Below are 26,923 nucleotides of genomic sequence, written 5' to 3' on the forward strand. Positions count from 1 at the left end.
AGGACACGCATTGTGCCCGCACTTGGATCAGATCGAAAGGTTAGCGGGCGGATTTGCTGAACCCTACGTCGCAATAAAGACATTCTCGTGAACCCTGGCTGCCATTAAACCGTCATCTCCCTGGCACCGTCCTGCCACATTCCCCCGTTACTGTCCTCGCCAATGAGATCGATCTCAAGCGAGTGACAATGACTGATTTGAAAGACGTTGCGCAGTTGGCCGGTGTATCCCGCGCCACTGCCGCCCGCACCTTCGCCTCCCCGGAGCAGGTGCGCGAGGCCACCCGTGAGCAGGTGTTCGCTGCTGCCCGTGAGCTGGGTTTTCGGCCCAACTTGCTCGGCCGCCAGTTGCGCCTGCAAACCACCCATCTGATCGGTGTGGTGGTGCCCAACCTGCTCAACCCGGTGTTTGCCGAACAGTTCCAGGCCATGGAGCGCGCAGCGCGGCTGCGTGGCTACAGCTTGTTGCTGGCGACCACCGATTACAGCTGCGAGCGCGAAAGCGTGGTGGTCGAAGAGCTGCTGCGCCAGCGTGTGGATGGCTTGGTGCTGACCGTCACCGACGCCGAGAGCAGCAGCGTGCTGAACAGCCTGGCTATGGAGCAAACCCCGTTTGTGCTGGCTTACCACCAGCCGAGCAACCCCGGCTACAGCGCGGTGTCGGTTGATAACCGCGCGGGCATGGCGCTGGCCACGCGGTATTTGCTTGAGGCCGGGCACCGACGCATCAGCATGGTCGCCGGGCCTGCCTTGCAATCGGACCGTGCGCGACTGCGCTACGCCGGGTATTGCGATGCGATGAAAGCGTATGGCCTTCAACCGCGCGCCGTGATCGAAATGCCGGCGCACACCCAGGCCGAATTTGCCGCGATCCAGCCGTATCTGCAAGGCCCGGACGCGCCCACGGCGTTGGTGTGCTCTAACGATTTCCTGGCCATCAGCCTGATCGCCGAACTGCGCCGCAATGCCTGGAATGTGCCCGAGCAACTGTCGGTGATGGGCTTTGACGGTATCTCCCTTGGTACCCAGATGCACCCGACCCTGTGCAGCGTGGTGCAGCCCATTGCACTGCTGGCCAGCACGGTGATTGACCAACTGCTGGCGCAAATCGCCGGTAACGCCCCGATTTCCCATTGCTTGCCTTGCCATATCCGGCCGGGCGAAAGCACTCAACCCCATGAGGAGCCCCTCGATGCGCGCATTCAGTAAAACCCTGGCCGCTGTGTTGCTGTGCGGTGTGGCCAGCCTGGCCCAGGCCGCCGAAACCGCGATTTGCTACAACTGCCCGCCGGACTGGGCCGACTGGGGCACGCAGCTCAAGGCCATCGCCGCCAGCACTGGCGTACAGGTGCCGCTGGACAACAAGAACTCCGGCCAGTCGCTGGCGCAACTGGTGGCGGAAAAGGCCGCCCCGGTCGCTGACGTCGTGTACTACGGCGTGACGTTCGGTTTACAAGCGCAAAAAGCCGGGGTGGTGGAGGGTTACAAACCCAAGGGCTGGGAGCAGATTCCCGCAGGCTTGAAAGACCCCGAGGGCCGATGGTTCGCCATCCATTCGGGCACCCTGGGCATCATGGTCAACGTCGACGCGCTCGGCGGTTTGCCGGTGCCGCAGAGCTGGGCCGACCTGCTCAAGCCGCAATACAAAGGCATGGTCGGCTACCTCGACCCCTCCAGCGCATTCGTCGGCTACGTGTCTGCCGTGGCCATCAACCGTGCCTTGGGCGGCGACCTGGATAATTTCGCCCCGGCCATCGACTATTTCCAGAAACTGGCGAAAAACGCGCCCATCGTGCCCAAGCAAACTGCCTATGCACGGGTGCTGTCCGGTGAATTGCCGATCCTGGTGGATTACGACTTCAACGCCTACCGTGCCCGCTACAAGGACAACGCCAACGTTGCCTTTGTGATCCCGCAAGAGGGCAGCATCAGCGTGCCGTATGTGATGAGCCAAGTGGCCAATGCGCCGCATCGCGCCAACGCCGAGAAGGTGCTCGACTTCGTGCTCTCGGACCAGGGCCAGGCGCTGTGGGCCAAGGCGTACCTGCGCCCGGTGCGCCCGGTGAAAATGCCGGCCGAGGTCGCCGCACAGTTCTTGCCCGACAGCGATTACGCCCGCGCGGGTGTCGTGGACTACCAGAAAATGGCCGCGGTGCAGGAAGCCTTCGCCGCCCGCTACCTCAACGAGGTCAAGTAAGTGGCAACTTCGACCCGACACGCGGCCTGGGCGCTGGCCCCGGCTTTTGCGGTGCTGCTCGCCTTTTGGCTGTTGCCGTTGGCGCACCTGGTGGTGTTGGGCGCCGAGAGCCGTGACAGCAACGGCAGCGGCTATTGGCAGGTGCTGAGCAGCGCGCAATACCTGGGCAGCCTTGGGCAAACCCTGATGCTTGCGATGGTGGTGACGCTGGTCGCGCTGTTGATCGGTGGCATCAGCGGTGTGTTTCTGGCACGCCAGCAGTTTTTCGGGCGTTCGGCGTTGGTGGCGCTGCTCACGTTTCCCTTGGCACTTCCTGGCGTGGTGGTGGGCTTCCTGGTGATTCTGTTGGCGGGGCGTCAAGGCTTGTTTGCGGCGCTGGGGATGCACTTGGCCGGTGAGCGCTGGATCTTTGCCTATTCGTTGGCGGGGTTGTTTGTCGGCTACCTGTACTTTTCGATCCCACGGGTGATTCTCACGGTGATGGCTGCGTGCGAAAGCCTCGATCGCAGCCTCGAGGAGGCCGCGCATTCGTTGGGCGCGGGGCATTGGCGCGTAGTGTGTGACGTGATCGTGCCGGGCTTGGCGCCGGCGCTGGCTTCTTGCGGGGCCATCTGCTTTGCCACCTCCATGGGCGCTTTCGGCACGGCCTTCACCCTGGGTACACGCCTGAATGTCACACCGGTGGCGATCTACAACGTGTTCACCAATTACGCCAACTTTGCCGTGGCAGCCGCGCTGTCGGTGGTGCTCGGCGCGGTAACCTGGGCGGTGCTGTTGCTGACACGACGCCTGGTTAAAAACGCGGGGACTGTCCTGTGAAGCGCTCATCGCTGTTTGTGATTCAACTGCTGTTCACCCTGCTGGTGTGCGCTTTCATGCTGGTGCCGGTGTTGATGTCGTTGTTGGCTGGGTTGACGCGCAATTTCTTTGTCGGCCTGTCCAGCGGCTTGACCTTCGATTGGCTGATCCAGGTGTGGCAGGCCTACTCGCCGACGGTGTGGCTGTCGCTGCAATTGGCGCTGGCCTGCGCGGTGTGCGTCTGTGTGTTGGGTGTGCCCGCAGCGTATGCGTTAGTGCGCATGAACAACCGCTTCAGCCGTGCGTTCGAGGAACTGATGGTTCTGCCGGTAGCGATGCCGGGGCTCGCCAGTGCGTTGGCGTTACTGCTGACCTACGGCCAGTTCGGCACCTTTCGCAGCAGTTGGCTGTTCATTCTTGTCGGTCACGTACTGTTCACGCTGCCGTTTCTGGTACGCCCGGTGATGGCGGTGATGCAACGCCAGCACCTGCCAGTGCTGGAAGAGGCCGCCGCGAGCCTGGGGGCCGGGCCGATCAAGCGTTTTTTCAGTGTGGTGGTACCCAACTGCCGGGCGGGGATTCTGGCGGGCGTACTGATGGTGGTCACCCTGAGCCTGGGTGAGTTCAACCTGACGTGGATGCTTCACACGCCGATGACCAAAACCTTGCCGGTCGGTCTGGCCGACAGCTATGCCTCGGCGCGCCTGGAAATCGCCAGCGCCTACACCCTTATCTTTTTGCTGATGATCGTGCCGCTGCTGATTGCGTTGCAGGCCATCAGTGCTCGTTTGTCCCGTGGAGAGCGTCGATGACTGCTATCACTATCCGCCTGAAGGGCTGTCGCAAGGCGTTCGCCGACGGCACCGTGGCCGTGCATGACTTGAACCTGACCGTCGAAGGCGGTGAAACCCTGGCGATTCTCGGCCCGTCCGGCTGCGGCAAAACTACCACCCTGCGGCTGATCGCCGGGCTGGAACGCCCGGACGTGGGGCAGGTGTTTTTCGGCGGCCAGGACGTCACCCGCCTGCCGATCGAGCGCCGCGATGTGGGCATGGTGTTCCAGAATTACGCGCTGTTTCCCAACCTGGATGTGGCCGGGAACATCGTCTATGGCTTGAAGATTCGCGGCCTGTCGCCCGTTGCGCGCAACAAGCGTTGTGAAGAACTGCTGGAACTGGTGGGTTTGCAGAACCACGGCAAACGCAGCATCCACGAATTGTCCGGGGGCCAGCGCCAACGCGTGGCCCTGGCGCGAGCCTTGGCGCCGCGCCCCAAAGTGCTGTTGCTGGACGAGCCGTTGGCAGCCCTGGATGCGCAATTACGCGAGCGTTTGCGCAGTGAGTTGGATGAGCTGTTGCGTGGGTTGGGCATCACCTCGGTATTTGTCACCCACGACCAAGGCGAAGCCATGGCCCTGGGCGATCGCATCCTGGTCATGGAGCGGGGCCGTGTTGCGCAACTGGCCAGCCCGCGTGAGATCTACCAGCAACCGGCCAATGCGTTCGTCGCAGGCTTTGTCGGCAACCTCAATGCCTTTGTGGTGCTTGATCGCACCGCCCACGGCCTGAAAGTCTGCGGCGGCGAGTTGCCGTGGCACAGGGCTGACTCGCCGAGCACCGTCTATTGCCGGCCCGAACACTTGCGGGTGATGGAAGACGAAGGGCACGTGCACGGCCATCTTGTGGCGCAATTCTTCCAGGGTGCACAAAGCCGCCTGCTGGTGGATGTCGGTGGCGCCCAACCGCTGCTGGTGGACAGCAGCGACAACCTATTGCACAGCGTCGGCGCACCGATTGCCCTGGCGATTGCGCCACACAAGTTATTTACCCTCAATGCTTGAGAATTTACTGTGAACCGTCCGTTTGTTGTTGCCCAGATCAGCGACCTGCACCTGAAAGCCGGTAATCGCCTCACCTATGGCGTGGTCGACACGCTGGGCGCACTGCGCCGTGCCGTCGACCATCTGAATGCCAGTGACCCACGGCCCGACATCGTGGTGGTCAGCGGCGACCTGGTGGATTTTGGTCGCGCCGATGAATACGCCGTGCTGCACCCGGAGCTGTCGCGCCTGCACATGCCTTGCTATCTGGTACCGGGCAACCATGACACGCGTGGGCCGTTGCTGGATGCATTCGGCGATCACCGCTATTTGCCGACGTCGGCGGATGGCCCGCTGGACTGGGTTGTGGATGAGCACCCGTTGCGCTTGATCGGCCTCGATTCGACCATCCCCGGTGGCCATGGCGGGCAGTTGCTGGAAAGCCAGTTGCAGTGGCTGGACGCGCAATTGGCGCTGCGCCCGCATGTACCGACCCTGCTGATCCTGCATCACCCGCCGTTTATCAGCGGCATCGGTCATATGGACCGTGAACCTTTTATCAACGCGGCTGCGCTGGAAAAGGTCGTCGCCCGCCACCCACAAGTGGAGCGTCTGTTGTGCGGCCATTTGCACCGCCCGATGCAGCGGCGTTTTGGCGGAAGCCTGAGTTGTGTCTGCCCCGGCACCTCCCACCAGATCGTGCTCGACCTGCAAGACGCCGCGCCCGCGCATTTCAACCTGGAGCCGGCGGGTTACCTGTTGCATCGCTGGGATGAACAGCACGGGTTGATCAGCCACAACGGTGTGTTCGGGGACTACCCGGGGCCCTATCCGTTTTATGACGCCCATGGATTGATTGACTGAGGTTTCACGGAGGTCCACTTCCTTACAACCAGGTAATTGAACGTTAGTTAACGCAGCGACCCACGCAAGTTTGGTCGCGTGCACCCTGCTGCCCTTTTTTGCGCCCGGAACTTGGATTCCGCGCCGGAGTTCGCCTTGATGAAAGCCACTTTGAATGTTTTAAGCGTATTGACCGGCGGCTTGGGCATTGCCCTGAGCCCCTTGGCCTCGGCTGACTTTCTGAACGACAGCAAAGCCAACCTGAACATGCGTAACTTCTATTTCAACAACGATAACCGCGACGGCACCGCCGCGCCGTCGAAGACCGAAGAGTGGGGCCAGGCCTTTATTCTCAACTACCAGTCGGGCTTTACCGACGGCACCGTAGGCTTTGGCCTGGATGCTATCGGCATGCTCGGCCTGACCCTCGACAGTGGTGCCGGCCGCCATGTCGGCAGCTCGATGATCCCCAACGATGACGGCAAAGCCGCCGACAGCTGGGCCCGTGGCGGTGCGACCGCCAAGGCGCGTTTCGCCAAGAGCGAGCTGCGCTACGGCTACCTGCGCCCAAACCTGCCGATTCTGGTGAGCAACGATGGCCGTCTGTTGCCACAGTCTTTCGAAGGTGGGCAGATCACCAGTAAAGACATCGACAACCTGACCTTGATTGGCGGCCAACTGCAACACACCACCGGCCGCGGGTCCAGCGACCGCAGTGGCCTGGCAGCGGCAGGCGGCACCCAGGAAAGCAATAAATTCAACTACGCCGGTGCCGACTATCAAGTAAACAAGGACCTGCTGGTGCAGTACTACTACGCCAACCTTGAAGACTATTACCAACAACACTTTGCCGGGCTGATCCATGTGTTGCCGTTGGGTGACTACGGCTCACTGAAAACCGATCTGCGTTATTTCAAGACCACCTCCGACGGCAAAAACAGCAGCGCCGCCGGCCGTGCAGAAGGCTATAAGTTCAGCGGCTATACCAAGAACGGCACGGGGGAGATCGACAACAACACCTGGAGCGCCGCGTTCATCTATTCGCTCGGCCCGCACGCCATTACCGCCGGTTACCAACAAGTCTCGGACGACAGCAACTTCGCCCAACTCAACCAGGGCGGGCTGGTGAATAAAGGGGAGGGCGGCTCCAGCCTGTACCTCTACACCGATCGTACCGTGCAAACGTTTATCCAGGCCGGTGAACGCACGGCCTTCGCCCAATACGCCTACGACTTCGTCGCGCTCGGCGTGCCCGGCCTGAAAGCGTCGGTGATGTACTTGAAGGGCGACCACATCCTCACCGCCAGCGGCAACAACGCCAGCGAATGGGAACGGGATATCTCCCTGGACTACGTGGTGCAAAGCGGCCCGTTCAAGAACGTCGGGTTCGGCTGGCGCAATGGCGTGTCGCGCAGCGAAGTCGCGCGGGACCAGGACCAGAACCGGGTATTTGTGAATTACTCGATTCCGTTGATGTAAGGCTCAAGGTCCGGTGACGCCCGGCACAAGCGATTTCGCGTGGGTTGCTGTGCCATTGGTTATCTGATGAAAGCCGCAGCGCAGATAAAACGCTGCGGCTTCTGGTGTATCGGTGGTCAGGTGCACCTGTTGAAAATGTGCCGCTGCGTGTTCCAACAACCGTTGCACCAGCGCCTTGCCAACGTTGTGTCTGCGCATTGAGGGGGCAACGTATACGCGGCGTAACCGGCCGGTGTCTGGATTGGAGTACGGATCACGTGAAACACCTCCGATCGCAATCAACAGGTTGTGACGAAACACGCCCAATAGGCACTCACCAGGTTTGTCAAACCGCAGGGTGCCGTTTTCCCATTCGCTGACAAGCCGGGTCAAAAATCTGACCGCATTGGATGATTCTATCGTTTGGCCGGCTGACACTCTACCTGTGGCGAGGGAGCTTGCTCCCGCTGGGGCGCGCAGCGGCCCCGATTTAATGTGTAGCGGGCGCCCAGGGACTCACTACAGAGTGTGGCTTCGGGACTGCTGCGCAGCCCAGCGGGAGCAAGCTCCCTCGCCACAGGTGCGCCAATCAACCACAAACGTTCAAGATTGCGCACCACCCCGCTCAGTAGACTCGCCCGACTTCTTCTACTGCAGGTTCGCCATGGACATTTTCCTTTACGCGTTCAGCGTCATGTACAGCCCCGGTCCGGTCAATTTGATGGGCCTCAATGCCGGGCTTACGGGCAAATTGCGTCGCTCCAGCGGTTTCTACATCGGCGTGGGGTGCGCGATGCTGCTGATGTTCGTGCTGTTTGGCTACACCGGCGAAGCGATCATTTCCCAGGCGGCATTGCCGTATATTTCTTTGATTGGCGGCGTGTACACGCTGTACCTCGCCTACCAGGTGTTCACCGCACGTACCGAGGTGGATGACGCCCCAAGCACGCCTGCCAAGACCTTGACCTTCTGGAATGGCCTGGTGATCCAGTTGCTCAACCCCAAGGGCATCGTCGCGGTGTTGCCAATCACCAGCGTGATGTTGCCGGCGGCGCATATTACCGGGGCCTCGATCTTTGGCGTATCGGCCTTGCTGGGGCTGGGGGCGGTCGGCGCGCCGTGGGTTTACGCATTGTTGGGCGCACTGTTGGGGCGGCGGATCAACGGGGCGGCGGCGTTTACCTGGTTCAACCGCTGCATGGGGCTGGCGTTGGCCGGGTGTGCGTATTTCATGTTTCACGCGTTCTACCTGCACGTTATTGCGCCTTGAACCCGGTGGCGCGCAGTTTCAGGCCACAGGGCGCTTGAGCTCAATGGCATCAAGGCTTTTCCAGCGGTACAGCATCACCGAGATCGCGCAGTTGGCGACAAAGATCCCGTTGATGTTGTACCCGACAGCTTGTTGCGCACTTGGCTATTGGAGTCGCTGAAAACCTGGGCAGGACGGTGGATCATCAGGTAAACCCTATGTGCAATGGTGCGACCGCGCGCAAGCTTGCGCAGCCCATGTGGGACACTTGATGGATATCGCCGACGTCGATGATGAAGTCTGTGCGGCTTTTTTTGTGTTAAGTGTTGGAGAGGACGATGACGAGCATGAACGAACAATCCGCCGAGGCAGTGATCGCGTTCTGGAAGCAGGCAGGGCCAAAACGCTGGTTCGCCAAGGACGACGCGTTTGACGCAGCCTTTCGCGAGACCTTTCACGCCACGCATATGCAAGCCGCCCGGCGTGAGTTGGAAAGCTGGCTGGATTCGGCGCAGGGTGCGCTGGCCTTGCTGATTTTGCTGGATCAATACCCGCGCAATGCGTTTCGCGGCACGGCCCATATGTTTGCCACCGACCCGCTGGCGCGTTTGTATGCGCGGCGGGCGGTGGACGCCGGGTTGGATCAACAGATCGAGCCCGAACTGCGCGCCTTCTGTTATCTGCCGTTTGAACATTCCGAAGACCCGGCGGACCAGCAGCGTTCGTTGGCGCTGAACCAGTATTTGGATGCCAGCACCTACCATTGGGCCAAGGAGCACGCGGATATCATTGAACGGTTTGGGCGGTTTCCCCATCGCAACGCGGTATTGGCCAGGGCAACCACCCAACCCGAGCATGAGTTTCTCAAGGCCGGTGGTTTCGCCGGCTAGGCCGTGATCGTTCCCATTGCGTGGGAGCGATCATGGGCCTCCTAGACCTCGGTGGGTGCCAAGGCTGCCTTGGCGCCCACCGGACGAAAGCGCCGCAACCCCTTGAGGTCGACCGCCCAGCGCAAGGCTTCGGTGGCCGACGGGCGCTGGCCATGGCTGATTGCGCTGTCATCCTGAGTGAGCGTGCCGAGGTAACCCTGGGCACCGCCGCGCTCGCTCCAGTATTGGGTGTGGCTGAGCCAGGAGCGGGCGAGCCAGCCTTTCCAGGTGCCTACGGTGACGGGTAAATCCAGCACGCCTGCACCCATCACCGGCTTGACCGGGCCGCCGACGATATCGCCAAACAAGCCGTAGGGCGCGGGAAAGTAGAGGTTGGTCCAGCGCGTCACGGCAAACGCCGCAGCATGGTGCAGGTACTGCGGGGTAAACGGTTTTTGCCCAAGCATCACTGGCTTGCGTGCGTTATAGCCATAGCCCTTGGTGTCTTCGGTCGGTGGGCAGGCCGGCGCTTCGCGGCGTTCAATGCGTTTTTTGAAGTCACTCACACTGCGGCCCAACAACAGGCTGGCGTGGGCCATCGGGCTGCCGACGGTGACCAGGTCGCTGATGCGCCACGGATTGCCCAGGCCGCGTTGCTCGATAAATGCCTGGGCCTGCTGCTCGCGGAACCTCAAGGTGCTGCCCAGGCTGCCATCGAGGGCGGCGCCGGCGTTGGGCAATGCTTCATTAATCACCGGTTGCAACGTGGCATTGGCGGCATAACGGCTGGCCAGCTCGCGGTTGCTGGGGATCACCTGGGTCAATTGGTCGTGGTGTTCATGCCACAGGTAACCGACGATGTCGTAAGCAATCACGCTGCCCAGGCTGTGGCCGACGACGATGATACGGTCGTAGTCGCCCTGGTTGTGCAGGGCGCGCAGCAACGCCACCCCGTCTGCGCGGATCTGTTCGCGAATCACCACGTTCTGCGGGTTGGGACTCAAGTAGCGCGCCGCATCGCCCAGGTAAGACAGCGCTGAATAGCGCAACCCTAGCCCGATGGCGCCAAGCAGCAGTGGCAACAGTGCGAACGGATTGTCACTGGGCTCGAACCCGCCCCGGGCCGTGGCTAGAGTGCCACTGGCAATCAGCAGCAGGAGCACCATCAGCGTCCAGCGCGTGGTGCGCCAGATCGGCACGATGGCCTCGGGAATGTCACGGCGCGGGCGTTTGAAAATATCCCATAGCCAGCCCAGCAGGTGACCGACCTTGGTGCCCTGCATTTTGTGGGCCCAGTAGTATTCATAGAAGTCCGTGGAGGTGCGACCTGACGACTTCAGTACGCGCAGGTCGAAATTGCGCGAAAGCCGGTCTGGCTTGCTCCAGTAAAACGGTGTGCCATCGGGCGGGGCGGCAGGGATCATCGCTTCGACGAAGCCGCGTAGCGTGTCCATTGGGCGCTGTTCGCCGATGCCGTGGATAACCACAACTGCTTGTTTCATAAGCTTATCTTCCTTGAAAGCTATGGGGGTAATGCGACGAATACCGGGGCGGTTTTGCTTCGTAGCCAAGAGCTATGATATTGCCATCAATGCGACTGATTCCGCCAGGAATGCACTCGGTGCGCCAGACACTTTTTACGCCAGCCCTGTTAATTCTGACAGTAGACGGAGTATTGGATTCGGCGTGTAGTGCTGTGAGTCCGCCCAGGTGAGGGCGGGTACCTACCTGTTACTGAGGTAGGTGCTCTTAGGCCCCAGGAGTGTCGATCATGTCCGATTCAAGCCAAGCCCCGCGTGAAGTCTGCTGCACCGTTGTATCTGAGCAGTGCCATGAAGATCACAAGGCCTGCCTCGATCATGGGGAGGTGGCGCACGTGCATATTCATGTTCATGTACACCATAAATGCTGTTCGACGGGGGCGGTGTCCGTACCCGTACCCGTGCCGGTGGCCGAAAAAAAATTGCCAGTTATCAGGCTTGGTTTTACCAATATTGCAATTGGCAGTCCGAATTATTCTAAAGTGATGCCGCAGGTCAAGTTGCCAGCCAACTATGGTGCAGAGGGCACGTATAATAAAATTCAATCTGTCATTACGTTTGATGCGATGGCCGATATTGTATCGGTCACCGTAACCGCTGCCGAACTCAAGGCTAAATATGACGTGCTGTCGGTAGGGCTGCATGTGAGTACGTTTACCGTGGCACAAGCTGCCAAGTTGAAAGCGTATGCCGATTTGGGCGGTGTCTTGCTGCTGACCTGTGATAATAGTACTGCGGCTGGCATGACAAATGTTCTGCAGGTATTTGGGCATACCGGCTCCTTTGTTAGCAGTGCTATAGGGAGTTACACCGGGGTCTCCTCTGCGTCGGAAAACTTCAGTGACTGTTTTGGTGATTCGTCTGGGCTGCCACTTAAGGGGGGAGGATTACTTGTGATAACCGCCGCACAACTTCCAGCCGGCAGCAGGGTGTTAGCTACCTTTGGTTCTAATGTGCTTTTTTGGGTGGTAGGAGGGACAAAGGGTCGGGTGATCGCCTTTAGTGATATAGACCTGGCGGTGATTGATGTCGATGGCGCTACGATCGATAACGGGCAAGAGAGATTTGTAAATAATATGATGGCTTATGTTTTTGATCAGGTGCTGGTGAGCGCGGAATAAGCGCATATGCGGTCGGCAGTAACGTTCCGGTAAGTTTGCTAAGTTTATAGGAGTTTTGAATATGTCTGATTCAAGCCAGTCCCCGCGTGAAATCAGTGGTGTCGTAGTTTCTGAGACGTGCCGTGAAGATCACAAGAACTGCCTCAGTGGTGAAGAGGTGCATATACACGTGCATGTTCATGTGCACCGTCATTGTTGTTCGGCGGCGACTGCGGCCGTGACCAAGCCAGTAAAGTTGCAGGTTATAAAGTTTGGTTTTACGAGTGTCGCCATTGGTAATTCAAGTTACCCCAATTTGATGGCGCAGGTTAAAGAGCCCGCAAATTACGGACCCAACGGGACTTATAATAAAATCCAGTCTGTAGACGCTATTGATGCCGCGGCAGATATTGTTGCTCCCTCTATAACGGCTGCTGAATTGAAGGCTAAATATGATGTGCTGTCTGTCGGGTTACATAATAGTAGTTTTACCGTGGCACAAGCAGATAGGTTGAAAGAATATGCAGCGCTAGGCGGCGTCTTACTGTTAGCCTGTGATAATGGCGCCGCTGTAGGCATGTTGAATGTTTTACAGCGATTTGGGCATACCGGTACGCTTGCTGGCGTGCCTGTTGTGGGGGTTTACAGTGGCTTGTCTTCCACAACGGAAAACTTGAGCAGCTATTTCGGCAACTCTTCAGGCGTGACAATCAAGGGGTCTGCATCACTTGCAATGACTGCAACACAACTTCCCCCAGGCAGCAAGGTGTTGGCTACTTTTGGTGCTAATGTGCTTTTTTGGTTGGTAGGCGGCACGATGGGCCGAGTGATCGCATTCAGTGATATTGAACTTACCACCACTGAGGTTTCAGGCACCACGGTAGACAATGGGCAAGAGAAGTTCTTGAATAACATGATGGGCTATGTATTTGATCAGGTGTTGGCAAACGCTGGATAAGGGCTCGCATTCCCACTTGGAATGCCCCCATAAAAATCGCGCATTGTCTTTCCAGCTGCCGATCTCGTAGCGTGGGCATTCACCCAAGGAGAGCCTTTATGCCGTCACCGTCTTTGCGCCTTTATGTCGATGCTCAATTCACCAGCCCCTACGCCATGTCGGTATTCGTCACCCTGCTGGAAAAGGGCATGACCTTCGAAACCGTCACCCTTGACCTGGACACGGCGCAAAACCAGGCAGCGGAATTTGTCCAACTGTCCCTGACTCAGCGTGTGCCCACGTTGGTGGAAGGCGACTTCGCCTTGTCGGAGTCCTCTGCAATCAGCGAATACCTGGATGAGGCTTTCCCCCAGACCACGGTATACCCGACGGACTTAAAACAGCGGGCGAGGGCGCGGCAGGTTCAGGCGTGGTTGCGCAGCGACTTGCAGGCTATTCGCCAGGAACGTTCGACGCTGGTGGTGTTCTATGGGCAGAAGATGCCGCCGTTGTCGCCTGCGGGTGAGGCGGCCGCGCACAAGTTGATTCAGGCGGCACAGGCGTTATTGGCAGGCAACCCGCTGTACCTGTTCGGTGCGTGGTCGATAGTCGATGTGGACCTGGCGGTGATGCTCAACCGTTTGATCCTCAACGGTGACAACGTGCCCGCCGAGTTGGTGGCCTATGCACAACACCAATGGCAGCGGCCTTCCGTGCAGGCCTGGGTCAACCTGCACCGCCCGGCGCTCTAGGGGTTACAGCCATTCCTGGGCCACACGCCGGCCCAGGTCTTCCCAATCGGCCATGCCCAACACCCGCGTGGTGTTCAAGCCGCGCAGGTAACCGAGCAGTTGCTGGGCGCTGGCGTAACGCAGGTCGGCGTCTGCGGTGTCGTCCTGCAGCACGTTTTCATATTCAACCAGGTAATCGGCGACCCGCTCGCGAAACTCCGGCAATACGGCTTCGCGGATGCGGTCGAAGGTTTTCTGGTGGGGCTTCATGGCGTGGTCCTTATAGGTTTTATGGAGTTAGGCTGCCTGACACTATCGGTTCAAATGATAGTCACCATCAAGGATCACACGTTCTGTTTTTGCGCCAAAAGCGGACAATCACGCCATCGACACGCTGTTCAAGGAAATGCGCGATGAGGACGATAATCCAGCTGGGCCTGATGATACTGATGCTCGGCACCACGGTGCTGGCCAACCCGGCGATTGCCGATGATCTGCGTACAAGCCATTTGCTGCCTCTCGTCGGTAGCGTAGACTCCCTGCGGCACGCGCAATCGGTGGGGGTGTTGTACAGCGAAAACACCCGCGACAACCTCAGCTACCTTGAACGCTACCACGCCATGGCCATGAACGGCGCCAAGGATGCCCTCGACGGGCGCATCCGTGAAGCGTTCGTCAACAGCTCCGACCCGGAACTGGCCATCGATTGGTTAATGAGTTCGTTGCAGGGCACTTTTCTTACAGTAACGGTCTATAGCAGCCTCGATGAATTGGTGCAGGCGCACCCGGATGTGGTGGTGGTGCTCGATACCCACAACCAGCTGCTGACCCAGCGTAACGATCAGGTTGAGGCGCGCTTTGTTGCAAGGTTCTATGACGCGAACCTGCAATACATCGCCAAGGCTGAAGGCTCGGTGCACAAACAGGTGCCGTCTGTGTGGGTGCATGACAAGGCGGTGCCGGAAATTGCCGCACAGATTGAACAGCAGCGTGATGTACAGCTTGATGCATTGAAGCAGTTCGATGTGTCGCTCAAGGCGTTGGTAAGCGCCAGTTGATGTGAACTTTTCTTTTTATACTCAGGATTTTATATGCGCGCTTTTTTCGTTCCGGCCCTGGCTGCGGCTCCTTTGTTGCTGACCGGTTGTATCACCGCTCCCAACGCTCCGAGCTTGACCCTGCAAACCAATAAGACCCCTGAAGGCTATGTGCAGTGCGTGTTGCCCAAGCTTGAAAAACACGGCATTACCTCGACGGTGACCCAGAACTCGCGTCATGCCAAAGTGGTGTTGACCAGCAAGATTGCCGCCGATGATGTACTGGAAGCCTACAAGTCCCAGGACGGCACCAAGGTGTTCCTGTATGAGCGTAAGCCACTGGCGTCGGCGATCAAGCCATCGCGGCTTGAGTTGGCGGCACAGGATTGCAAGTAATCCGAGCCTTCACACCGTTCAAGCCAGCTCCCACATTTGGATTTATGGTGGGCCTAGGGTCTGGCTTCGTTGCTGAAGGCGTTCACGCTGTTGACCAACCCCTTGGCTGCCAACGCCACCAACTCACCGCCTTTTTCCACCGTCGCCAGCGCAGGATCAGAGCCCATGCGCCCGTCGGGGAAGCGTGCGCGAAAGTCCAGCGCTTCGCGGATCGGCCCGGTGTTGGCGATTTGTGGCGAATACTCAGCCGACTTGATCGACTCTGGGTACGCCCACTGCGTCACTGCAATTTCCGACGGCGTGGCGTGGCTGCCGTGGCCCACCGGGAATTGGCGGTGAGCCAGTTCGTTGACGCCTTCCAGGTCCCACCAGTTCACCAGCTTGAGTGCAAACCCGGCCGGGCGGCGCGCGTAGCTGGCTTCGGCGTAGAGCTCGGAAAAGGCCGCCTCGATGGTGGCGATATTGCCGCCGTGACCATTCAAGAACAGGATTTTCTCGAAACCATGCCCGGCCAATGAACGCACCCAATCGCCAATGGCAGCGATAAAGGTGGAAGGGCGCAGGGAAATGGTCCCGGGAAAACCCAGGTGGTGCTGGGCCATACCGATATTGAAGGTCGGGCCGATCAGGATGTCGGCGTTTTTCTGCGCCTCGTGGGCGATGATTTCCGGGCACATCCAGTCGGTGCCCAATAGGCCGGTGGGGCCATGCTGCTCGTTGGAGCCAATGGGAATAACCACCGTGCGGCTGCGTTCCAGAAACTGCCCGATTTCGATCCAGGTGGAGGTGTGTAGAAGCATGCGACGCTCTCTTTTATCTGTGGGGACAGGCTAACCACCACGGATTGTACGACTACTCGCCACCTGTTGGGGTTTGCAGTTGAGATACGTCGACGACTTCAGCCAGCGCTGGTCCGGGTACCAGGAGAACATGAACTGCCCATCCTTGAGTTTGTCTACCACCTGGCGCGCTACTTGCGGGCGCACGGCCGGGCAACCCTGGCTGCGGCCGATTCGGCCTTCGCGCTTGCTCCACGCCGGGTTGACGTAGTCGGCTGCATGAATCACCAGTGCGCGGTCGCGGGCCTGGTCATTGAAGCCCGGCTCCAGGCCGTCCATGCGCAACGAGTAGCCGTGGGTGCCCAAGTAACTCTCCTGGGTGCGGAACAAACCCAGGCTGGATTGGTGGCTGCCTTCCCGATTGGAGAATTGCGTGGCAAAGTTTTCCCCGGATTTGGCACCATGGGCCACCAGGTCGCGCAGTACCAGGGACCTCTTGCGTAGGTCGAAGATCCACAGCCGACGGGCGGTAGAGGGCTGGGAGTAGTCAATGACGGCCAGGCGATCCGAGCGTTCCTCGCCGTTATTGACCGCGCATTGCACCGCGCTCAGGGCGCTTTTCAGTACAGTGGGATTGAGTTCTGGAGCCGAGCGCGCCAGGCTGCTATACAAAGTAGGAGGGTTGGCAGTGGCGGCGAGCGTAACATTGCTCAGCGTAGCCAGGGTCATGGCGATCAAGCCGGCGCGGCATATTAAAGTCAGCATCTACAGTACATCCCCCCCGCTGTGGATTGGAGTTAAGTCAATTGTTCAAAAAACACGCATGTTACTTGAGCATTTGCCTGCTCGTTGCACCACTGGTCGCGACAGCTGATGAGCTGCCGGTGGACGCTGTGCCGGTGGTTTCGACCAGCCCGGTGCAGTTGGCCCTTTCTGAACTGCCCAGCGTTTGCCCCAACCTTGCCGCGCAGATAGACGCAACGACCCAAGCGCGCTTGCAGGCGTTCTACCAGCAACAGGGCAATGTGACGCTGTGGTCCGATGAGCGCCGCCACACTCTGCAATCTCAGTTGCTGATGCTGGCCGACGATGGCCTGGACCCCACCCACTATAGCCTGCCTACCGTGGATGCCACGGGTAACGTGCTGTGCAGCGATATCGGCAGCAGCCGGCAATACCTGCAAGCCCTGCAGGATTTGCATTACGGGCGCCTGCAACAGTCGCGTTTCGAGCCGCTGTGGCATTCCCAGCCACCCACCCTCGACCCCAATACCCAATTGCTGGCTTTTGCCACCACCGGCCTGCAAGACATGGCGCAAGCCTTTGATCAGGCGCGCCCCAGTGCCGACCTGTACCGCAGCTTGCGCAATACCTACGCCACTGTGCGCCTGCAGCCGTTGCCCCATTGGGACCCGGTCGCCACCGGGCCGCTGCTCAAGCCAGGCATGGAGGACCCGCGCGTGCCCGACCTGGCGCGGCGCTTATATAGCGGTGGTTATCTCGCCAAGGCGCCGACGGGCAACAGCCGGCAGTACCGTGACGAGTTGGTCAAGGCGGTCAAGGCCTTCCAGCTCAGCCACTCGTTGCAGGCCGACGGTGTGATAGGCACGGGTACTGTGGCCGAACTCAATATCAGCCCGGCGATGCGCCGCGATCAGTTGCGCATCAACCTCGAACGTTTTCGTTGGCTGGCTCAGGACCTGGAACCCGAAGGTGTCGTGGTTAACGTCGCGGCTGCGCAATTGAGTGTTTACCAGAGCGGCATCCCGGTGTGGCAAACCCGCCTGCAAGTGGGGCGTGCCGAACGCCAGACGCCGCTGCTCAAGTCGCGCATTACCCGGCTTACCCTCAACCCCACGTGGACCATCCCGCCGACGATCATGCGTGAGGACAAACTCCCGGCCATCCGCCTCAACCCCGAATACCTGCGCCAGCAAAACCTGCAAGTGCTCGACGCCCAGGGCCGCCCATTGACGGCCGACCAGGTGGATTGGTCGCACCCCGGCAACATTCTGCTGCGCCAGGAGGCCGGCCCGCGCAACCCGCTGGGCCGCATCGTGATGCGCTTCCCTAACCCCTATTCCGTTTACTTGCACGACACGCCGAGCCAGCCGCTGTTTACCAAAGGCCCACGGGCATTCAGTTCGGGCTGCGTGCGGGTTGAGCAGCCGATGATGCTGCGCGACCTGCTGGTAACCCCGGCCGAACGCACGCGCACCGAAGAATTGCTGGCCACCGGCACAACCCATGAATTCAGGCTGGCCACGCCGGTGCCGGTGCTGTTGGGTTACTGGACAGTGGAAGTCGATCGCCAGGGCGGGTTGGTGTACTCGCCGGATATTTATGGGCGTGACCCGGTGTTGGTGAAGGCGATGGGAGCGGTGCTCTAAAAACTCACTGTGGCAGACGGGCTTGTTGTGGCTAGCTGGTTTGTTGTGGCAGACGGGGCTGTTGTGGCGAGCAGGCTTGCCCTGCGTTGGGCTGCGTAGCAGCCCCAAAACCAGACGCTTATGTGTCTCTGATAAAACGCGGTGACTGTACTAGGGCCGCTTCGCAGCCCAACGCAGGGCAAGCCTGCTCGCCACGGTAAGCCCGCTCGCGACAGGGGTGATGTGTGCCAGGATCACTTCGACGGCCTCGGCGGCTGTCACACTTGCAGTGTCGACAGTCAGTGGCGTCTCAGCCCACGCCTCATATTCATGTACTGAAACGGACTGCCAGGAGGGCGGCACCAACCCGGCAATATCGCCCGTGCGGCCCTCCACCCGGCGCTGATGTTCCAGCAGGTCAGAGCAAACCACCTCAATATCAAGCATCTCGACGCCCGCTGTCGCCGCCACGGCCTGCCACGCCTCCCGGCTCTCCTTCAGCGGGTTCACACAGTCGGCAATCACCGTCTGCCCCATTCTCAAATTACTCAATGCCAGCGCATTCGCCACGCCATAACCGCTGGCGCCCACATCACCGGTCAGTACGTTTGCATCCCGAAGCGCCTGCTCAATCACATCAATACGCAGGTAAACCGCGTTTATCCGACGTGCCAGTTCGCTGGCAATCGTGGTCTTGCCGGTGCCGGGCAGGCCGCTGAATACAATAAGCATGGTCAATCCTTTGAATAGGGCGCCCGGCCAGTCTAGCCGCGCTTACTTCAAATAGCAGGCGCTGATCCAATCGGCCGGGTGGGCCGCCAGTTGTGTGGCCACGGGCAAGTAGCGTTTATCCAGTTGCGCCGCCAGCCAGAACAGCGTCGCGCTGCTTTTGGCATCCCAGGTGCCGCTGTAACCGGCTTCGCCTACTGTGGCACGGTCTTTGTCGAACTGAACGTGGGTGTGCACGAACTCCTGGTGGCTGCGTTGCCCAGTGGCGTAAGGCACCAGCCAGTCGAGGGCGGCGCCCAGCGACGCACCATTGCTCTTGAGGTTCAGCCAGTCGCCGCCGTAGGCCTTGGCCGCCAGTGCGGTCTGCACCAGCGGTTCAAGGTCGTAGACCACGTAATGCAGGGCGTCGCGGTCCTGGAAGTCGGTGACCGAACCGTCAGGCAGGATGTTATCGGCCACTTGCTGTTTAAACAGTTGATGAGCGTGCTCAAGCATGGCCTGGTCGTTGAGTGCGGCGGCGGCGAGGGTCACCAACTTGATGCGGTGGCTCTGCCAGTTATTGGTCTGGGTGCCTTTTTTCTGGCCGTGGAATTGTTCGATATGCGCGATGTAGCCATTGCCCAGCTTGCTGATCAAACGGCGGCTGGCGGCGCGGGTTTCCAGACGCAGGTGGTCGGCGGTAAGCGCATAGGCCGTGATCAGCATGTCGAGATTGGTTTCGTCGATGGGGTTGAAATCCGGCTGGTAGACATCGGCCCAGGCGGCGAGGTAGTCGTCGACTTGCCTGAGGTAACGCGGGTCACCGCTGATGCGCCAGGCCAGCGCCGCCTGGCGCATCAGCGGCCAGTCCTGTTCGGCAACCAGGCTTTGCTCGCGAATGCCATGGTTTGGCAGGGTGCCTTCGGTGTGCACCTGCGGCAACGGCGCAGGCTGGTCGGCCAAATGCCGTTGGGCGGCGGCCAGCAGGGCGTGGGCTGCCGGGTTTGCCGACGCAGGCTGGCAAAGGCTTGCAGCCATCGTCACCGCGGGCAACGCGGCCAGCAGCAAGGTAAAGGCAAGGGTGGTTTTGTTCATGGACGGTTCTGTTGGATAAGGATGTGCCAACGCTAGCACGCGGCTGAAACGGCTTGGATGAAACTCCCGTATGCTTGCAGGCTGATCTCGACCGAGGACCGCCCATGACCTTGCCCTTTGTGAAGATGCATGCCCATGGCGACGATTTCATCATCATCGACCGCCGTGGCCTGGACGACCCGATCACTGCGCAGGTCGCCCGGCGGCTGGGCAACCGCCACACCGGTATCGGCTTCAACCAACTGGCGGTGGTGCTCGACTGCGAAGACGCCCTGGCCCGCATCAAGTTCTGGAACCCCAACGGTACGCCGCTGCAAACCTGCGGCAGCGCCACCCGCGGCGTGGCCGACCGCTTGATGCATGAGACCGGTCGCGACGCCATTGTATTGCGCACGGATCGAGGCTTGCTGACGTGCGTGCGGGCCGCCGGCCAGCAAGTGTCGGTGGACATGGGCGCGCCCTCGCTGGACTGGTCTGGCGTACCACTGGCTGACGCGCTGGACACCCGCACCTTGCCCATCGATGGCGCGCCTGCCGCCTGCAGCATGGGTAACCCGCATTGCACGTATTTTATCGACGACATCAGCACCATCGACGTGGCGGCCGTGGGCCCGGCGCTGGAAACCCATCCGCTGTTCCCGGCCAACACCAATGTGCATTTTGTGCAGGTGCTGGACCGCAGCCACATCCGCCTGCGTATCTGGGAGCGCGGCGGGGGTGTGTCGCTGGGTTCCGGCTCCTGCTGCTGTGGCGCGGTGGTCAATGGGATTCGGCGCGGGTTGCTGGACGCCACGGTTCAGGTGCAATGCGACGGTGGCACGGTCACTGTGCAGTGGGACGGGCAGGGCGGTGTGGTGTTGACCGGCCGTGTCGAGCCGATCATGCAGGGCACGGCGTACCTGCTTTAAAGCGTTACGGTAAAGGTCGTGCCCTCGTTGACGCAGGAACTCACCGCCACGTCTCCACCGTGCGCCCTGGCCAGTTCACGCACGATATACAGGCCCAACCCCACGCTACGCACCTCGCTGCCCTGGTCGGTGCCTCGGGTCATGGGCTCGAACAGCCCGGCCAGCAGCGTTTGCGGGATCGCGGCACCGTGGTTATGCACGGCCACTTGGCAGCCACCTTCGCCCAAGCGTGAGGTGATGGTAATTGGCATCAACAAGTCGCCATAGGCCACGCTGTTGGCCACCAGGTTACCAATGATCTGCTGCACCCGGTCGGCATCCAGGCACGCTTGGCCTATACCATCGGCCTGGTGCTTTAACGTGGCCTTGGGAAAGGCCACGCGCAGTTCATCCACGGCGTGCCGGATCACGCCGTGCAGGTCCAGGGGTGTGGTCTTGATGCTGATCCCGTGGCCGACCCGGGCCTGGGTGAAATCCAGCAGGTCGGCAATCATTCGCTGGGCGCGCTCGGAGGACTGGCCGATATGGCCCAGCAACTGATGCTCCCTGGGCGTGCGCTCGCTGCGTGCAAGCATGTCGGTGGCCATGCGGATGGCGGTCAGTGGGTTTTTCAAGTCATGGCTGACGATCGCCACCATCTGCTCGGCAAACAACGCGCGGCGCTGGGCGATGGCATAGGCTTCGCTCAGTTCCGCCTGGGCCTGATGCAGCGCCAATTCGGTGCTGGTGCGTTCCTGCAACAAGGCTTCGGCAAGCTTGCGCGCATTGAGCAGCTCGCGCTCGTACTTGTCGCGGTCGGTGGTACCGAACAGCGCCAGGTCGTGTACCAATGCGCCAGCCTGTTCGCGGGCGCTGGCGTTGAGCAGTACGGTCACTTTGTGGCCGTCGTGGTGCACCAAGTCGAGTTTGACTTCGCTGACGCTGCCACGCATGCGCAGCATCGGCGTCAGGTGGGTCTGGTGGAATATTCGCCCGCCCATGGTCAGCAAATCCTGAAACCGCCGCCCGCACAGCTCGGCACTGCGCAGCCCCAGCCATTGGCCGAGCAGCGTGTTGGCGCGCAGGATCGTGCCGTCTTCAGCCGTCACCGCCAGGGCACAGGCGGCGCTGTCGAACAGATCAGCCGACATCAGCCATGGCCCATGGCGCCAGGAAGTTGTCCATCGCCCTCGTGCAGGCCTCGGGCGCGCTCATATGCGGGCAATGGCCGACATTATCGACCAGGCAATAGGTGCTGTTGGGCAGCACGCTGTGCAGGTATTCGCCCACCGCCACGGGTGCAATCAGGTCGTCACGTGATTGCAGGATCAGCACGGGCGTGGTCAGGCCGATCACGTCCTTACGGTTGTCCGACATAAAGGTCACCCGCGCAAATTGCTTGGCGATGTCCGGTTCGGTACGGCAGAAACTGTCGCTCAGCTCGGCACTCAACGCCGGTTGCTCGGGGGCGCCCATGATCACGGGGGCCATGGTGCTGGACCAGCCCAGGTAGTTGCTGTCGAGCGTGTCAAGCAGGTCATCGATATCGCTGCGCTTGAAGCCGCCGACGTAGCCCACGTCGTCGATATAGCGTGGCGACGGGCCGATCATCACATGGGCGGCGATACGGCCTGGTGCCAGGCGGTCGGCGAGGGTGGCGATCATCGCGCTGACCGAATGGCTGACCAGGATCACCGGGCCGCTGGCGAAAGCGTCGATAATCTCGTTTAAATCGCGGGCATAACCGCCCAGCGCGGCATATTTGGTCTTGTCGAATGCGCTGAGGTCCGACAGGCCAGCCCCCACCAAGTCATACATCACGACGCGAAAACGCTCGGTAAAGTGCGGCGTCATATAATTCCACATGGCCTGGTTGCAGCCGAAACCGTGGGAGAACACCAAGGTCGCCGTGCCGTTGCCCATCACACTGACGTTGTTGCGGTGCTTTAGGTTCATGGGGTTCTCAGCTATGGCGCATTGCTATATGTGTGGGCAGTTTAGATAGTCGCGGGCGTGGGGTCACGCGTTATACGTCTATAAGGTAAAGTCGACGCCTCCTCGAAGAAACTTCAGGTAACAAAACATGCGGCTGTATTTGCGCCAATCCGTCTTGAGTCTGCTGGCGCTGGTGTTTATCGGCCTGTTGACCAGTGCCCAGGCGGACACTTCGCCGATCAAGGTCGCCCTCGATCAACGGGTGATCGACCTCACCAATACGTTGGATAACGGCACAACCGAGCGCTTGAAGGCTCAACTCGCCGCCCTCGAACAGCGCAAAGGCGCCCAGGTTGCCGTGCTGCTGGTGCCCACCACCGGCGGCGCAACCATCGAAGACTTTGCCAACCAACTGTTCCGTGCCTGGAAACTGGGGCGCAAGGACGTCAATGACGGCATCCTGCTGGTGGTGGCTAAAAACGACCACACCGTGCGTATCGAAGTAGGTTACGGCCTGGAAGGCACGGTCACCGACCTGCTGGCTCATCGCATCATTGAAGAACACCTCACCCCGGCGTTTCGCCAGGGCGACTATGCGGGTGGGATTCAACAGGCTGTCGATGACCTGGGCGTACTGGTAGACGGCGGCGACCTGCCCAAGCCCGTGGGGCCTGAGGTCAACCCGCAGGCCATTGCGGTGCTGTTGGCGTTTATCTTGGGAGGCGTCGGCGGTGTGCTGATCGCCGCCGGCAAGCTGCCGTGGCGCCCGGCGTTAATCGCCACCGTGGCGGTTACGGTACTGTTGACGCTGTATGGGGGCGGTCGCGACTGGCCGATGTACCTGCTGGTGTTGCCGCTGACCCTGCTGATTGGCGGCGCGACTTTCGGCGCCTTATGGCTGGCGCGCACCGTGTTTTATTGCGTGATTGGGGTGCTGGCCTACGTTGCCGGGCTGCTGGTGGTCGACCATTTCGTGGCCGTCAACTTCGTCCATTGGCTGGTGTGGCCGTTTGGCTGCGCGTTGGTGCTGGCGTTGTATATGGGACTGTTTTTCGTTATCCACCAATCCTGGAAGAATAGCCCGCGCTTCTTCTTCGTGCGGGTGGCGGCGGTGGTAGCGGTGTATGTGGCAGTCGGGTTACTGCTGGGGCACGGTTATCAAGGCTGGATCATCGCCATACCCGCCGCTTCGGTGGTGGCGTTTATAGTGTTTTTGCAGAGTATTTCCGATGGCGGCTCGGGTTCGGGCGGCGGGTCTGGCTCAAGCTCAGGCAGCTCGGGTTCAAGCTCCAGTTCAAGCAGCAGTTCGTCCGGAGGCGGTGGTTCCAGTGGTGGCGGTGGGGCATCTGGTAGTTGGTAAGCGCTAGCGCGGTTTATAACCTACCCATCCTTTGAAACTGAAGCCGGCGTAGAACAGCTCCACGCCTTCGAACCCGGCTTCAACCATCAAGGCTGCATCTTGTGCGGGTGACAGTACCGGCAATTTGGCGCTGATCGCGGTAATCGCGCGCTCTGCATCCTCGGCCGGCACGCCCGAGTCCACCGCAAACGCGGCGTAACGCTTCAACCAGCGGCTTTTTTCCTGCGGTGCCTGGGGGAAACTGTGGTGCGCCACGATCAGCGGTGCTCCGGGTAGCAACCGTTGCCACAAGGCCTTGAGGGTTTGCAGGCGTTCCTCTTCTGGAATGAAGTGCAAGGTCAGCAAGCAGGTGGCGCCGTCAAAGGGACCCAATGGGGCGGTATCGATATAACCCTCGTGCAACTGCACGCGCTCATTTAAAGGGCCCAGTGTCGCCTGCGCCAACTTCAGCATCTCGGCCGACGGGTCGACGCCTGTAAAGCGCCAGCCTGGCTCGGCGTCGGCAAACCGTTTTAGCTCCAGGCCGCCCCCGGCGCCCAATACCAACACGCTGCCGGTCGCTGGAACAGTTTCACGCAGCAGCAGGATGGTCATCCGTTGCAAGCCATCGAAGCCCGGTACCAGACGCACAGGGCCTTCGGCGTAGCGGGCGACGGCATCAGGGTCGGAAAAAAAGCTCATGGCGGGCTCCTGCAGATTGGGCGAGGCGTAAACCCTACTGCGGCCCATCGGTAGAGGCAATTGCTGTTGGCTGCATTCGTGGTAAAACGTTGATCCCTGCACCCCTTGAGTACGGAGACTCAATGCCTGTTATCAACCCGCCGCCCATTACTGTTCGGGATGCCACTGCCGAGGACGCCTTATGCATCGGCGTGCTCGGTATGCAGGTGTTTCTCGATACTTACGCGACCCAAGGTATCCGCGCCTCGATTGCCAGAGAGGCGCTGCAAGCCTTTGCGCCGCAGACCATCACCCAACTGCTGATACAACCCGGTCTCTCGCTGGTGGTGGCTGAGTCGAATGGCCACCTTGTTGGCTTTGCCCAGATCAAACTCCACGCCACTCATTCGATGATCACAGCATCAGATGCCGCCGAGTTGCAGCGCCTCTACATCCAGGAGCGATTTACCGGCCAGGGAATTGGCTATCGGTTGCTGCAGGCGGCAGAACAGCGCGCGGTGATGGGCGGGGCGTCTTTCGTGTGGGCAACCGTGTGGGTGGGCAATGAACGCGCACTGGGTTTTTACCCCCGACGGGGGTACGCGGTGCTGGGTTCGCCGACCTATACCTTCCAAGGGGAAACCCATGGCAATCGTTTGTTTGGCAAAGCCTTGGCGCCCTGCACGTAAAGGCTCAGGGCAGGGTGATGTAGTCGTTCTGCTGGATGACCGGCTGGTGCGCGCCTGGCGCCAGGTGAACGTAGCGACCGTCCACCAGATCGATAGGCAGGCAGTCGTCAATATCCATCACGCCATCGGTATGGGCCTGCGACCAGTGCTGCAATAGCTGCTGCTGGCCCTTGCGCTTGGCTTCCTGTTTGTCGCGAGCCACCACCAGTAAGTAATGGTGGGCCTCGCCGAACACCTTGGCTTCATAACCACCCAGGTTGATGAAGTACAGGTGATGGGCACCTGCAGGCGGCGCCATTTGGCTGAGTTCGACTTTCCAGCCGTCTACGCCATCGACGGCCATCCAGGCGTCGATATGCATGCCCTTGGGGCTGCCGAACCAGCCGTCGCGCAATTGCGGGTAGGTGGCTTTCAGCGTGTCAGCCACTGCGAACACCACATCGTGAACTTCGATTTTGGCCCTTGGGTGCTTGCCCCCGAGCATGACAACAAACAGCATTACAGGTCCTGCCTGGTGATTGGGTAAAGGCTAACCATACTTCGATTGAACCCTTTTGTCCGGTCAGTGCCACACTGTTAATTCGCCAACTCATCAGGAGGTTGTTATGCGCACCATTGATCTGGCCGGTATTCCCGTGCCTGTCATCGGCCAAGGTACCTGGCGTATGGGTGAAAACCCGGACCTGCGCAAAGCTGAAGTCGCCGCGTTGCAATTGGGTATCGACGAGGGCATGAGCCTGATCGACACCGCTGAAATGTACGGCGAAGGTGGCGCCGAAAAGGTGGTAGGCGAGGCCATTCGTGGCAAGCGCGACCAAGTGTTCCTGGTCAGTAAAATCTACCCTCACAATGCCAGCCACAAGGGCGTGCCGCGTGCCTGTGACGCCAGCCTTCAGCGGCTGGGCACTGATTATATCGACCTGTACCTGTTGCACTGGCGCGGCCAGTACCCGCTCGAAGAAACCGTCGAAGCGTTCGAACGTCTGCGCGAGGCAGGCAAGATCGGTCGTTGGGGTGTTTCCAACTTCGACGTCGCCGACCTGCAGGAACTTGCATCCCCCGCGTGTGCCACCAACCAAGTGCTCTACAACATCGAAGAGCGGGGTATCGAGTTCGACCTGTTGCCATGGTGGCAACAGCACCATTTGCCACTGATGGCGTACTGCCCAATCGCCCAGGGCGGTGAACTGCTGTCCAGCCCGACGCTCAAGCAAATTGCCCACCGACATGAGGCCACACCCGCACAGATCGCCCTGGCCTGGGTACTGCGTCAGGAGGGTGTGATTGCCATTCCCAAGGCGGTGAGCCCCGAGCATGTGCGGCTAAACGCAAGTGCCGCGAAACTGGTGCTGGATGAGCACGATCTGGATGCGATCGACCGCGTGTTCGGTGCACCCAAGCGCAAGCATCCACTGTCAATGGTGTAGCAAGCGTGCAGAAACGCTGCCGTCCATGGCCGGCGTTTCT

General features: G+C 60.3%; 29 protein-coding genes and 1 pseudogene. 19 read left to right on the plus strand and 11 right to left on the minus strand.

Going from position 1 to position 26,923, the window contains the following annotated elements; translation table 11 throughout:
* The first annotated feature begins 188 nt into the window (after window positions 1-188).
* The 7 genes from HBO41_RS22290 to HBO41_RS22320 all read left to right on the plus strand — a co-directional run bounded on the left by HBO41_RS22290 (window position 189) and on the right by HBO41_RS22320 (window position 7,135).
* Window positions 189-1,208 carry a LacI family DNA-binding transcriptional regulator gene (locus HBO41_RS22290; protein ID WP_017136864.1) on the plus strand — a complete coding sequence of 340 codons (1,020 nt, stop codon included), beginning with the start codon at window positions 189-191 and terminating at the stop codon, window positions 1,206-1,208.
* On the plus strand, window positions 1,192-2,196 hold the full coding sequence (locus HBO41_RS22295) for an ABC transporter substrate-binding protein (protein ID WP_169987749.1): 1,005 nt from the start codon (window positions 1,192-1,194) through the stop codon (window positions 2,194-2,196). The genes HBO41_RS22290 and HBO41_RS22295 overlap by 17 nt, the downstream gene beginning before the upstream one ends.
* Window positions 2,197-3,015, plus strand: coding sequence for an ABC transporter permease (locus HBO41_RS22300; RefSeq protein WP_169987751.1), 819 nt, complete (start codon window positions 2,197-2,199; stop codon window positions 3,013-3,015).
* Entirely contained in the window at window positions 3,012-3,806 is a 795-nt protein-coding gene (locus tag HBO41_RS22305; RefSeq protein ID WP_017136861.1) for an ABC transporter permease, read from the plus strand. The genes HBO41_RS22300 and HBO41_RS22305 overlap by 4 nt, the downstream gene beginning before the upstream one ends.
* Window positions 3,803-4,834: an ABC transporter ATP-binding protein gene (locus HBO41_RS22310; RefSeq protein ID WP_169987753.1), complete on the plus strand. Its 1,032-nt coding sequence runs from the start codon at window positions 3,803-3,805 to the stop codon at window positions 4,832-4,834. Before HBO41_RS22305 ends, HBO41_RS22310 begins: the two co-directional genes overlap by 4 nt.
* A gap of 9 nt (window positions 4,835-4,843) precedes the next feature.
* A complete protein-coding gene (locus HBO41_RS22315) occupies window positions 4,844-5,677 on the plus strand; it encodes a phosphodiesterase (RefSeq protein WP_169987761.1) in 834 nt (277 codons plus the stop codon).
* A 138-nt stretch (window positions 5,678-5,815) separates the two neighbouring features.
* Window positions 5,816-7,135 (plus strand): OprD family porin, encoded by a 1,320-nt coding sequence (locus HBO41_RS22320; protein WP_017136858.1) that lies wholly within the window; start codon window positions 5,816-5,818, stop codon window positions 7,133-7,135.
* Window positions 7,136-7,138: 3 nt separating this feature from the next.
* Here the strand turns inward: HBO41_RS22320 and HBO41_RS22325 are convergent.
* A pseudogene (locus HBO41_RS22325) lies at window positions 7,139-7,513 on the minus strand (GNAT family N-acetyltransferase); the annotation flags it as partial.
* Window positions 7,514-7,778: 265 nt separating this feature from the next.
* On the opposite strand from HBO41_RS22325, the gene HBO41_RS22330 reads away from it, so the two are divergent.
* Window positions 7,779-8,384, plus strand: a complete 606-nt coding sequence (locus tag HBO41_RS22330; RefSeq protein WP_099547802.1) for a LysE family translocator — start codon at window positions 7,779-7,781, stop codon at window positions 8,382-8,384.
* A 326-nt stretch (window positions 8,385-8,710) separates the two neighbouring features.
* Window positions 8,711-9,253, plus strand: a complete 543-nt coding sequence (locus HBO41_RS22335; protein WP_026013690.1) for a DUF924 family protein — start codon at window positions 8,711-8,713, stop codon at window positions 9,251-9,253.
* A 41-nt stretch (window positions 9,254-9,294) separates the two neighbouring features.
* Here the strand turns inward: HBO41_RS22335 and HBO41_RS22340 are convergent, their stop codons facing one another.
* Complete coding sequence (locus tag HBO41_RS22340; protein WP_169987763.1) at window positions 9,295-10,734, minus strand: hypothetical protein; 1,440 nt, start codon at window positions 10,732-10,734, stop codon at window positions 9,295-9,297.
* Window positions 10,735-11,003: 269 nt separating this feature from the next.
* On the opposite strand from HBO41_RS22340, the gene HBO41_RS22345 reads away from it, so the two are divergent.
* The 3 genes from HBO41_RS22345 (at window position 11,004) to yfcF (ending at window position 13,562) form a co-directional block, all read left to right on the plus strand.
* Complete coding sequence (locus tag HBO41_RS22345) at window positions 11,004-11,894, plus strand: hypothetical protein (protein ID WP_256592271.1); 891 nt, start codon at window positions 11,004-11,006, stop codon at window positions 11,892-11,894.
* Window positions 11,895-11,955: 61 nt separating this feature from the next.
* Entirely contained in the window at window positions 11,956-12,831 is an 876-nt protein-coding gene (locus tag HBO41_RS22350) for a hypothetical protein (RefSeq protein ID WP_262380470.1), read from the plus strand.
* A gap of 98 nt (window positions 12,832-12,929) precedes the next feature.
* The gene (gene yfcF / locus HBO41_RS22355; RefSeq protein ID WP_017136850.1) at window positions 12,930-13,562 is read left to right on the plus strand and encodes a glutathione transferase; all 633 of its coding nucleotides are present in this window, start codon (window positions 12,930-12,932) and stop codon (window positions 13,560-13,562) included.
* A 3-nt stretch (window positions 13,563-13,565) separates the two neighbouring features.
* On the opposite strand, the gene HBO41_RS22360 is transcribed toward yfcF, so the two are convergent.
* Window positions 13,566-13,811 carry a hypothetical protein gene (locus tag HBO41_RS22360; RefSeq protein ID WP_017136849.1) on the minus strand — a complete coding sequence of 82 codons (246 nt, stop codon included), beginning with the start codon at window positions 13,809-13,811 and terminating at the stop codon, window positions 13,566-13,568.
* A 143-nt stretch (window positions 13,812-13,954) separates the two neighbouring features.
* On the opposite strand from HBO41_RS22360, the gene HBO41_RS22365 reads away from it, so the two are divergent.
* On the plus strand, window positions 13,955-14,599 hold the full coding sequence (locus HBO41_RS22365; RefSeq protein WP_017136848.1) for a hypothetical protein: 645 nt from the start codon (window positions 13,955-13,957) through the stop codon (window positions 14,597-14,599).
* Window positions 14,600-14,632: 33 nt separating this feature from the next.
* Entirely contained in the window at window positions 14,633-14,974 is a 342-nt protein-coding gene (locus HBO41_RS22370) for a hypothetical protein (protein ID WP_017136847.1), read from the plus strand.
* A 53-nt stretch (window positions 14,975-15,027) separates the two neighbouring features.
* Here HBO41_RS22370 and HBO41_RS22375 read toward each other — a convergent pair whose 3' ends face one another.
* Together HBO41_RS22375 and HBO41_RS22380 are read right to left on the minus strand one after the other, a co-directional pair.
* A complete protein-coding gene (locus HBO41_RS22375; RefSeq protein WP_169987765.1) occupies window positions 15,028-15,774 on the minus strand; it encodes a creatininase family protein in 747 nt (248 codons plus the stop codon).
* Window positions 15,775-15,804: 30 nt separating this feature from the next.
* Window positions 15,805-16,518 (minus strand): murein L,D-transpeptidase catalytic domain family protein, encoded by a 714-nt coding sequence (locus HBO41_RS22380; RefSeq protein ID WP_017136845.1) that lies wholly within the window; start codon window positions 16,516-16,518, stop codon window positions 15,805-15,807.
* A gap of 41 nt (window positions 16,519-16,559) precedes the next feature.
* Between HBO41_RS22380 and HBO41_RS22385 the strand changes: the two genes are divergently transcribed.
* A complete protein-coding gene (locus tag HBO41_RS22385) occupies window positions 16,560-18,143 on the plus strand; it encodes a murein L,D-transpeptidase (protein WP_169987768.1) in 1,584 nt (527 codons plus the stop codon).
* Between the two features lie 150 nt (window positions 18,144-18,293).
* Here the strand turns inward: HBO41_RS22385 and HBO41_RS22390 are convergent, their stop codons facing one another.
* Window positions 18,294-18,854 carry an AAA family ATPase gene (locus HBO41_RS22390; RefSeq protein ID WP_017136843.1) on the minus strand — a complete coding sequence of 187 codons (561 nt, stop codon included), beginning with the start codon at window positions 18,852-18,854 and terminating at the stop codon, window positions 18,294-18,296.
* Window positions 18,855-18,896: 42 nt separating this feature from the next.
* The gene (locus tag HBO41_RS22395; protein ID WP_169987769.1) at window positions 18,897-19,925 is read right to left on the minus strand and encodes an alginate lyase family protein; all 1,029 of its coding nucleotides are present in this window, start codon (window positions 19,923-19,925) and stop codon (window positions 18,897-18,899) included.
* Window positions 19,926-20,029: 104 nt separating this feature from the next.
* Here HBO41_RS22395 and dapF point away from each other — a divergent pair, with 104 nt between their 5' ends.
* Window positions 20,030-20,833, plus strand: coding sequence for a diaminopimelate epimerase (gene dapF, locus HBO41_RS22400; RefSeq protein WP_169987771.1), 804 nt, complete (start codon window positions 20,030-20,032; stop codon window positions 20,831-20,833).
* Here dapF and HBO41_RS22405 read toward each other — a convergent pair.
* Both HBO41_RS22405 and HBO41_RS22410 read right to left on the minus strand, forming a co-directional pair.
* Window positions 20,830-21,963 (minus strand): PAS domain-containing sensor histidine kinase, encoded by a 1,134-nt coding sequence (locus tag HBO41_RS22405; protein ID WP_169987773.1) that lies wholly within the window; start codon window positions 21,961-21,963, stop codon window positions 20,830-20,832. The genes dapF and HBO41_RS22405 overlap by 4 nt on opposite strands.
* Window positions 21,953-22,768 (minus strand): alpha/beta fold hydrolase, encoded by an 816-nt coding sequence (locus tag HBO41_RS22410; protein ID WP_017136839.1) that lies wholly within the window; start codon window positions 22,766-22,768, stop codon window positions 21,953-21,955. The genes HBO41_RS22405 and HBO41_RS22410 overlap by 11 nt, the downstream gene beginning before the upstream one ends.
* A 127-nt stretch (window positions 22,769-22,895) precedes the next feature.
* On the opposite strand from HBO41_RS22410, the gene HBO41_RS22415 reads away from it, so the two are divergent.
* Window positions 22,896-24,107: a YgcG family protein gene (locus HBO41_RS22415; RefSeq protein WP_169987776.1), complete on the plus strand. Its 1,212-nt coding sequence runs from the start codon at window positions 22,896-22,898 to the stop codon at window positions 24,105-24,107.
* Window positions 24,108-24,110: 3 nt separating this feature from the next.
* Here HBO41_RS22415 and HBO41_RS22420 read toward each other — a convergent pair whose 3' ends face one another.
* Window positions 24,111-24,788 carry a bifunctional 2-polyprenyl-6-hydroxyphenol methylase/3-demethylubiquinol 3-O-methyltransferase UbiG gene (locus HBO41_RS22420; protein ID WP_017136837.1) on the minus strand — a complete coding sequence of 226 codons (678 nt, stop codon included), beginning with the start codon at window positions 24,786-24,788 and terminating at the stop codon, window positions 24,111-24,113.
* A 122-nt stretch (window positions 24,789-24,910) separates the two neighbouring features.
* Here HBO41_RS22420 and HBO41_RS22425 point away from each other — a divergent pair, with 122 nt between their 5' ends.
* Entirely contained in the window at window positions 24,911-25,456 is a 546-nt protein-coding gene (locus HBO41_RS22425; RefSeq protein WP_099547816.1) for a GNAT family N-acetyltransferase, read from the plus strand.
* Window positions 25,457-25,460: 4 nt separating this feature from the next.
* Here the strand turns inward: HBO41_RS22425 and HBO41_RS22430 are convergent, their stop codons facing one another.
* Window positions 25,461-25,955, minus strand: a complete 495-nt coding sequence (locus HBO41_RS22430) for a DUF1543 domain-containing protein (protein WP_099547817.1) — start codon at window positions 25,953-25,955, stop codon at window positions 25,461-25,463.
* 106 nt (window positions 25,956-26,061) lie between these two features.
* Between HBO41_RS22430 and HBO41_RS22435 the strand changes: the two genes are divergently transcribed.
* Window positions 26,062-26,883: an aldo/keto reductase gene (locus tag HBO41_RS22435; RefSeq protein WP_169987779.1), complete on the plus strand. Its 822-nt coding sequence runs from the start codon at window positions 26,062-26,064 to the stop codon at window positions 26,881-26,883.
* The last annotated feature ends 40 nt before the right edge of the window (window positions 26,884-26,923 follow it).

Source organism: Pseudomonas sp. WS 5146, from assembly GCF_012985495.1.
Classification (GTDB): Bacteria; Pseudomonadota; Gammaproteobacteria; order Pseudomonadales; family Pseudomonadaceae; genus Aquipseudomonas; species Aquipseudomonas edaphica.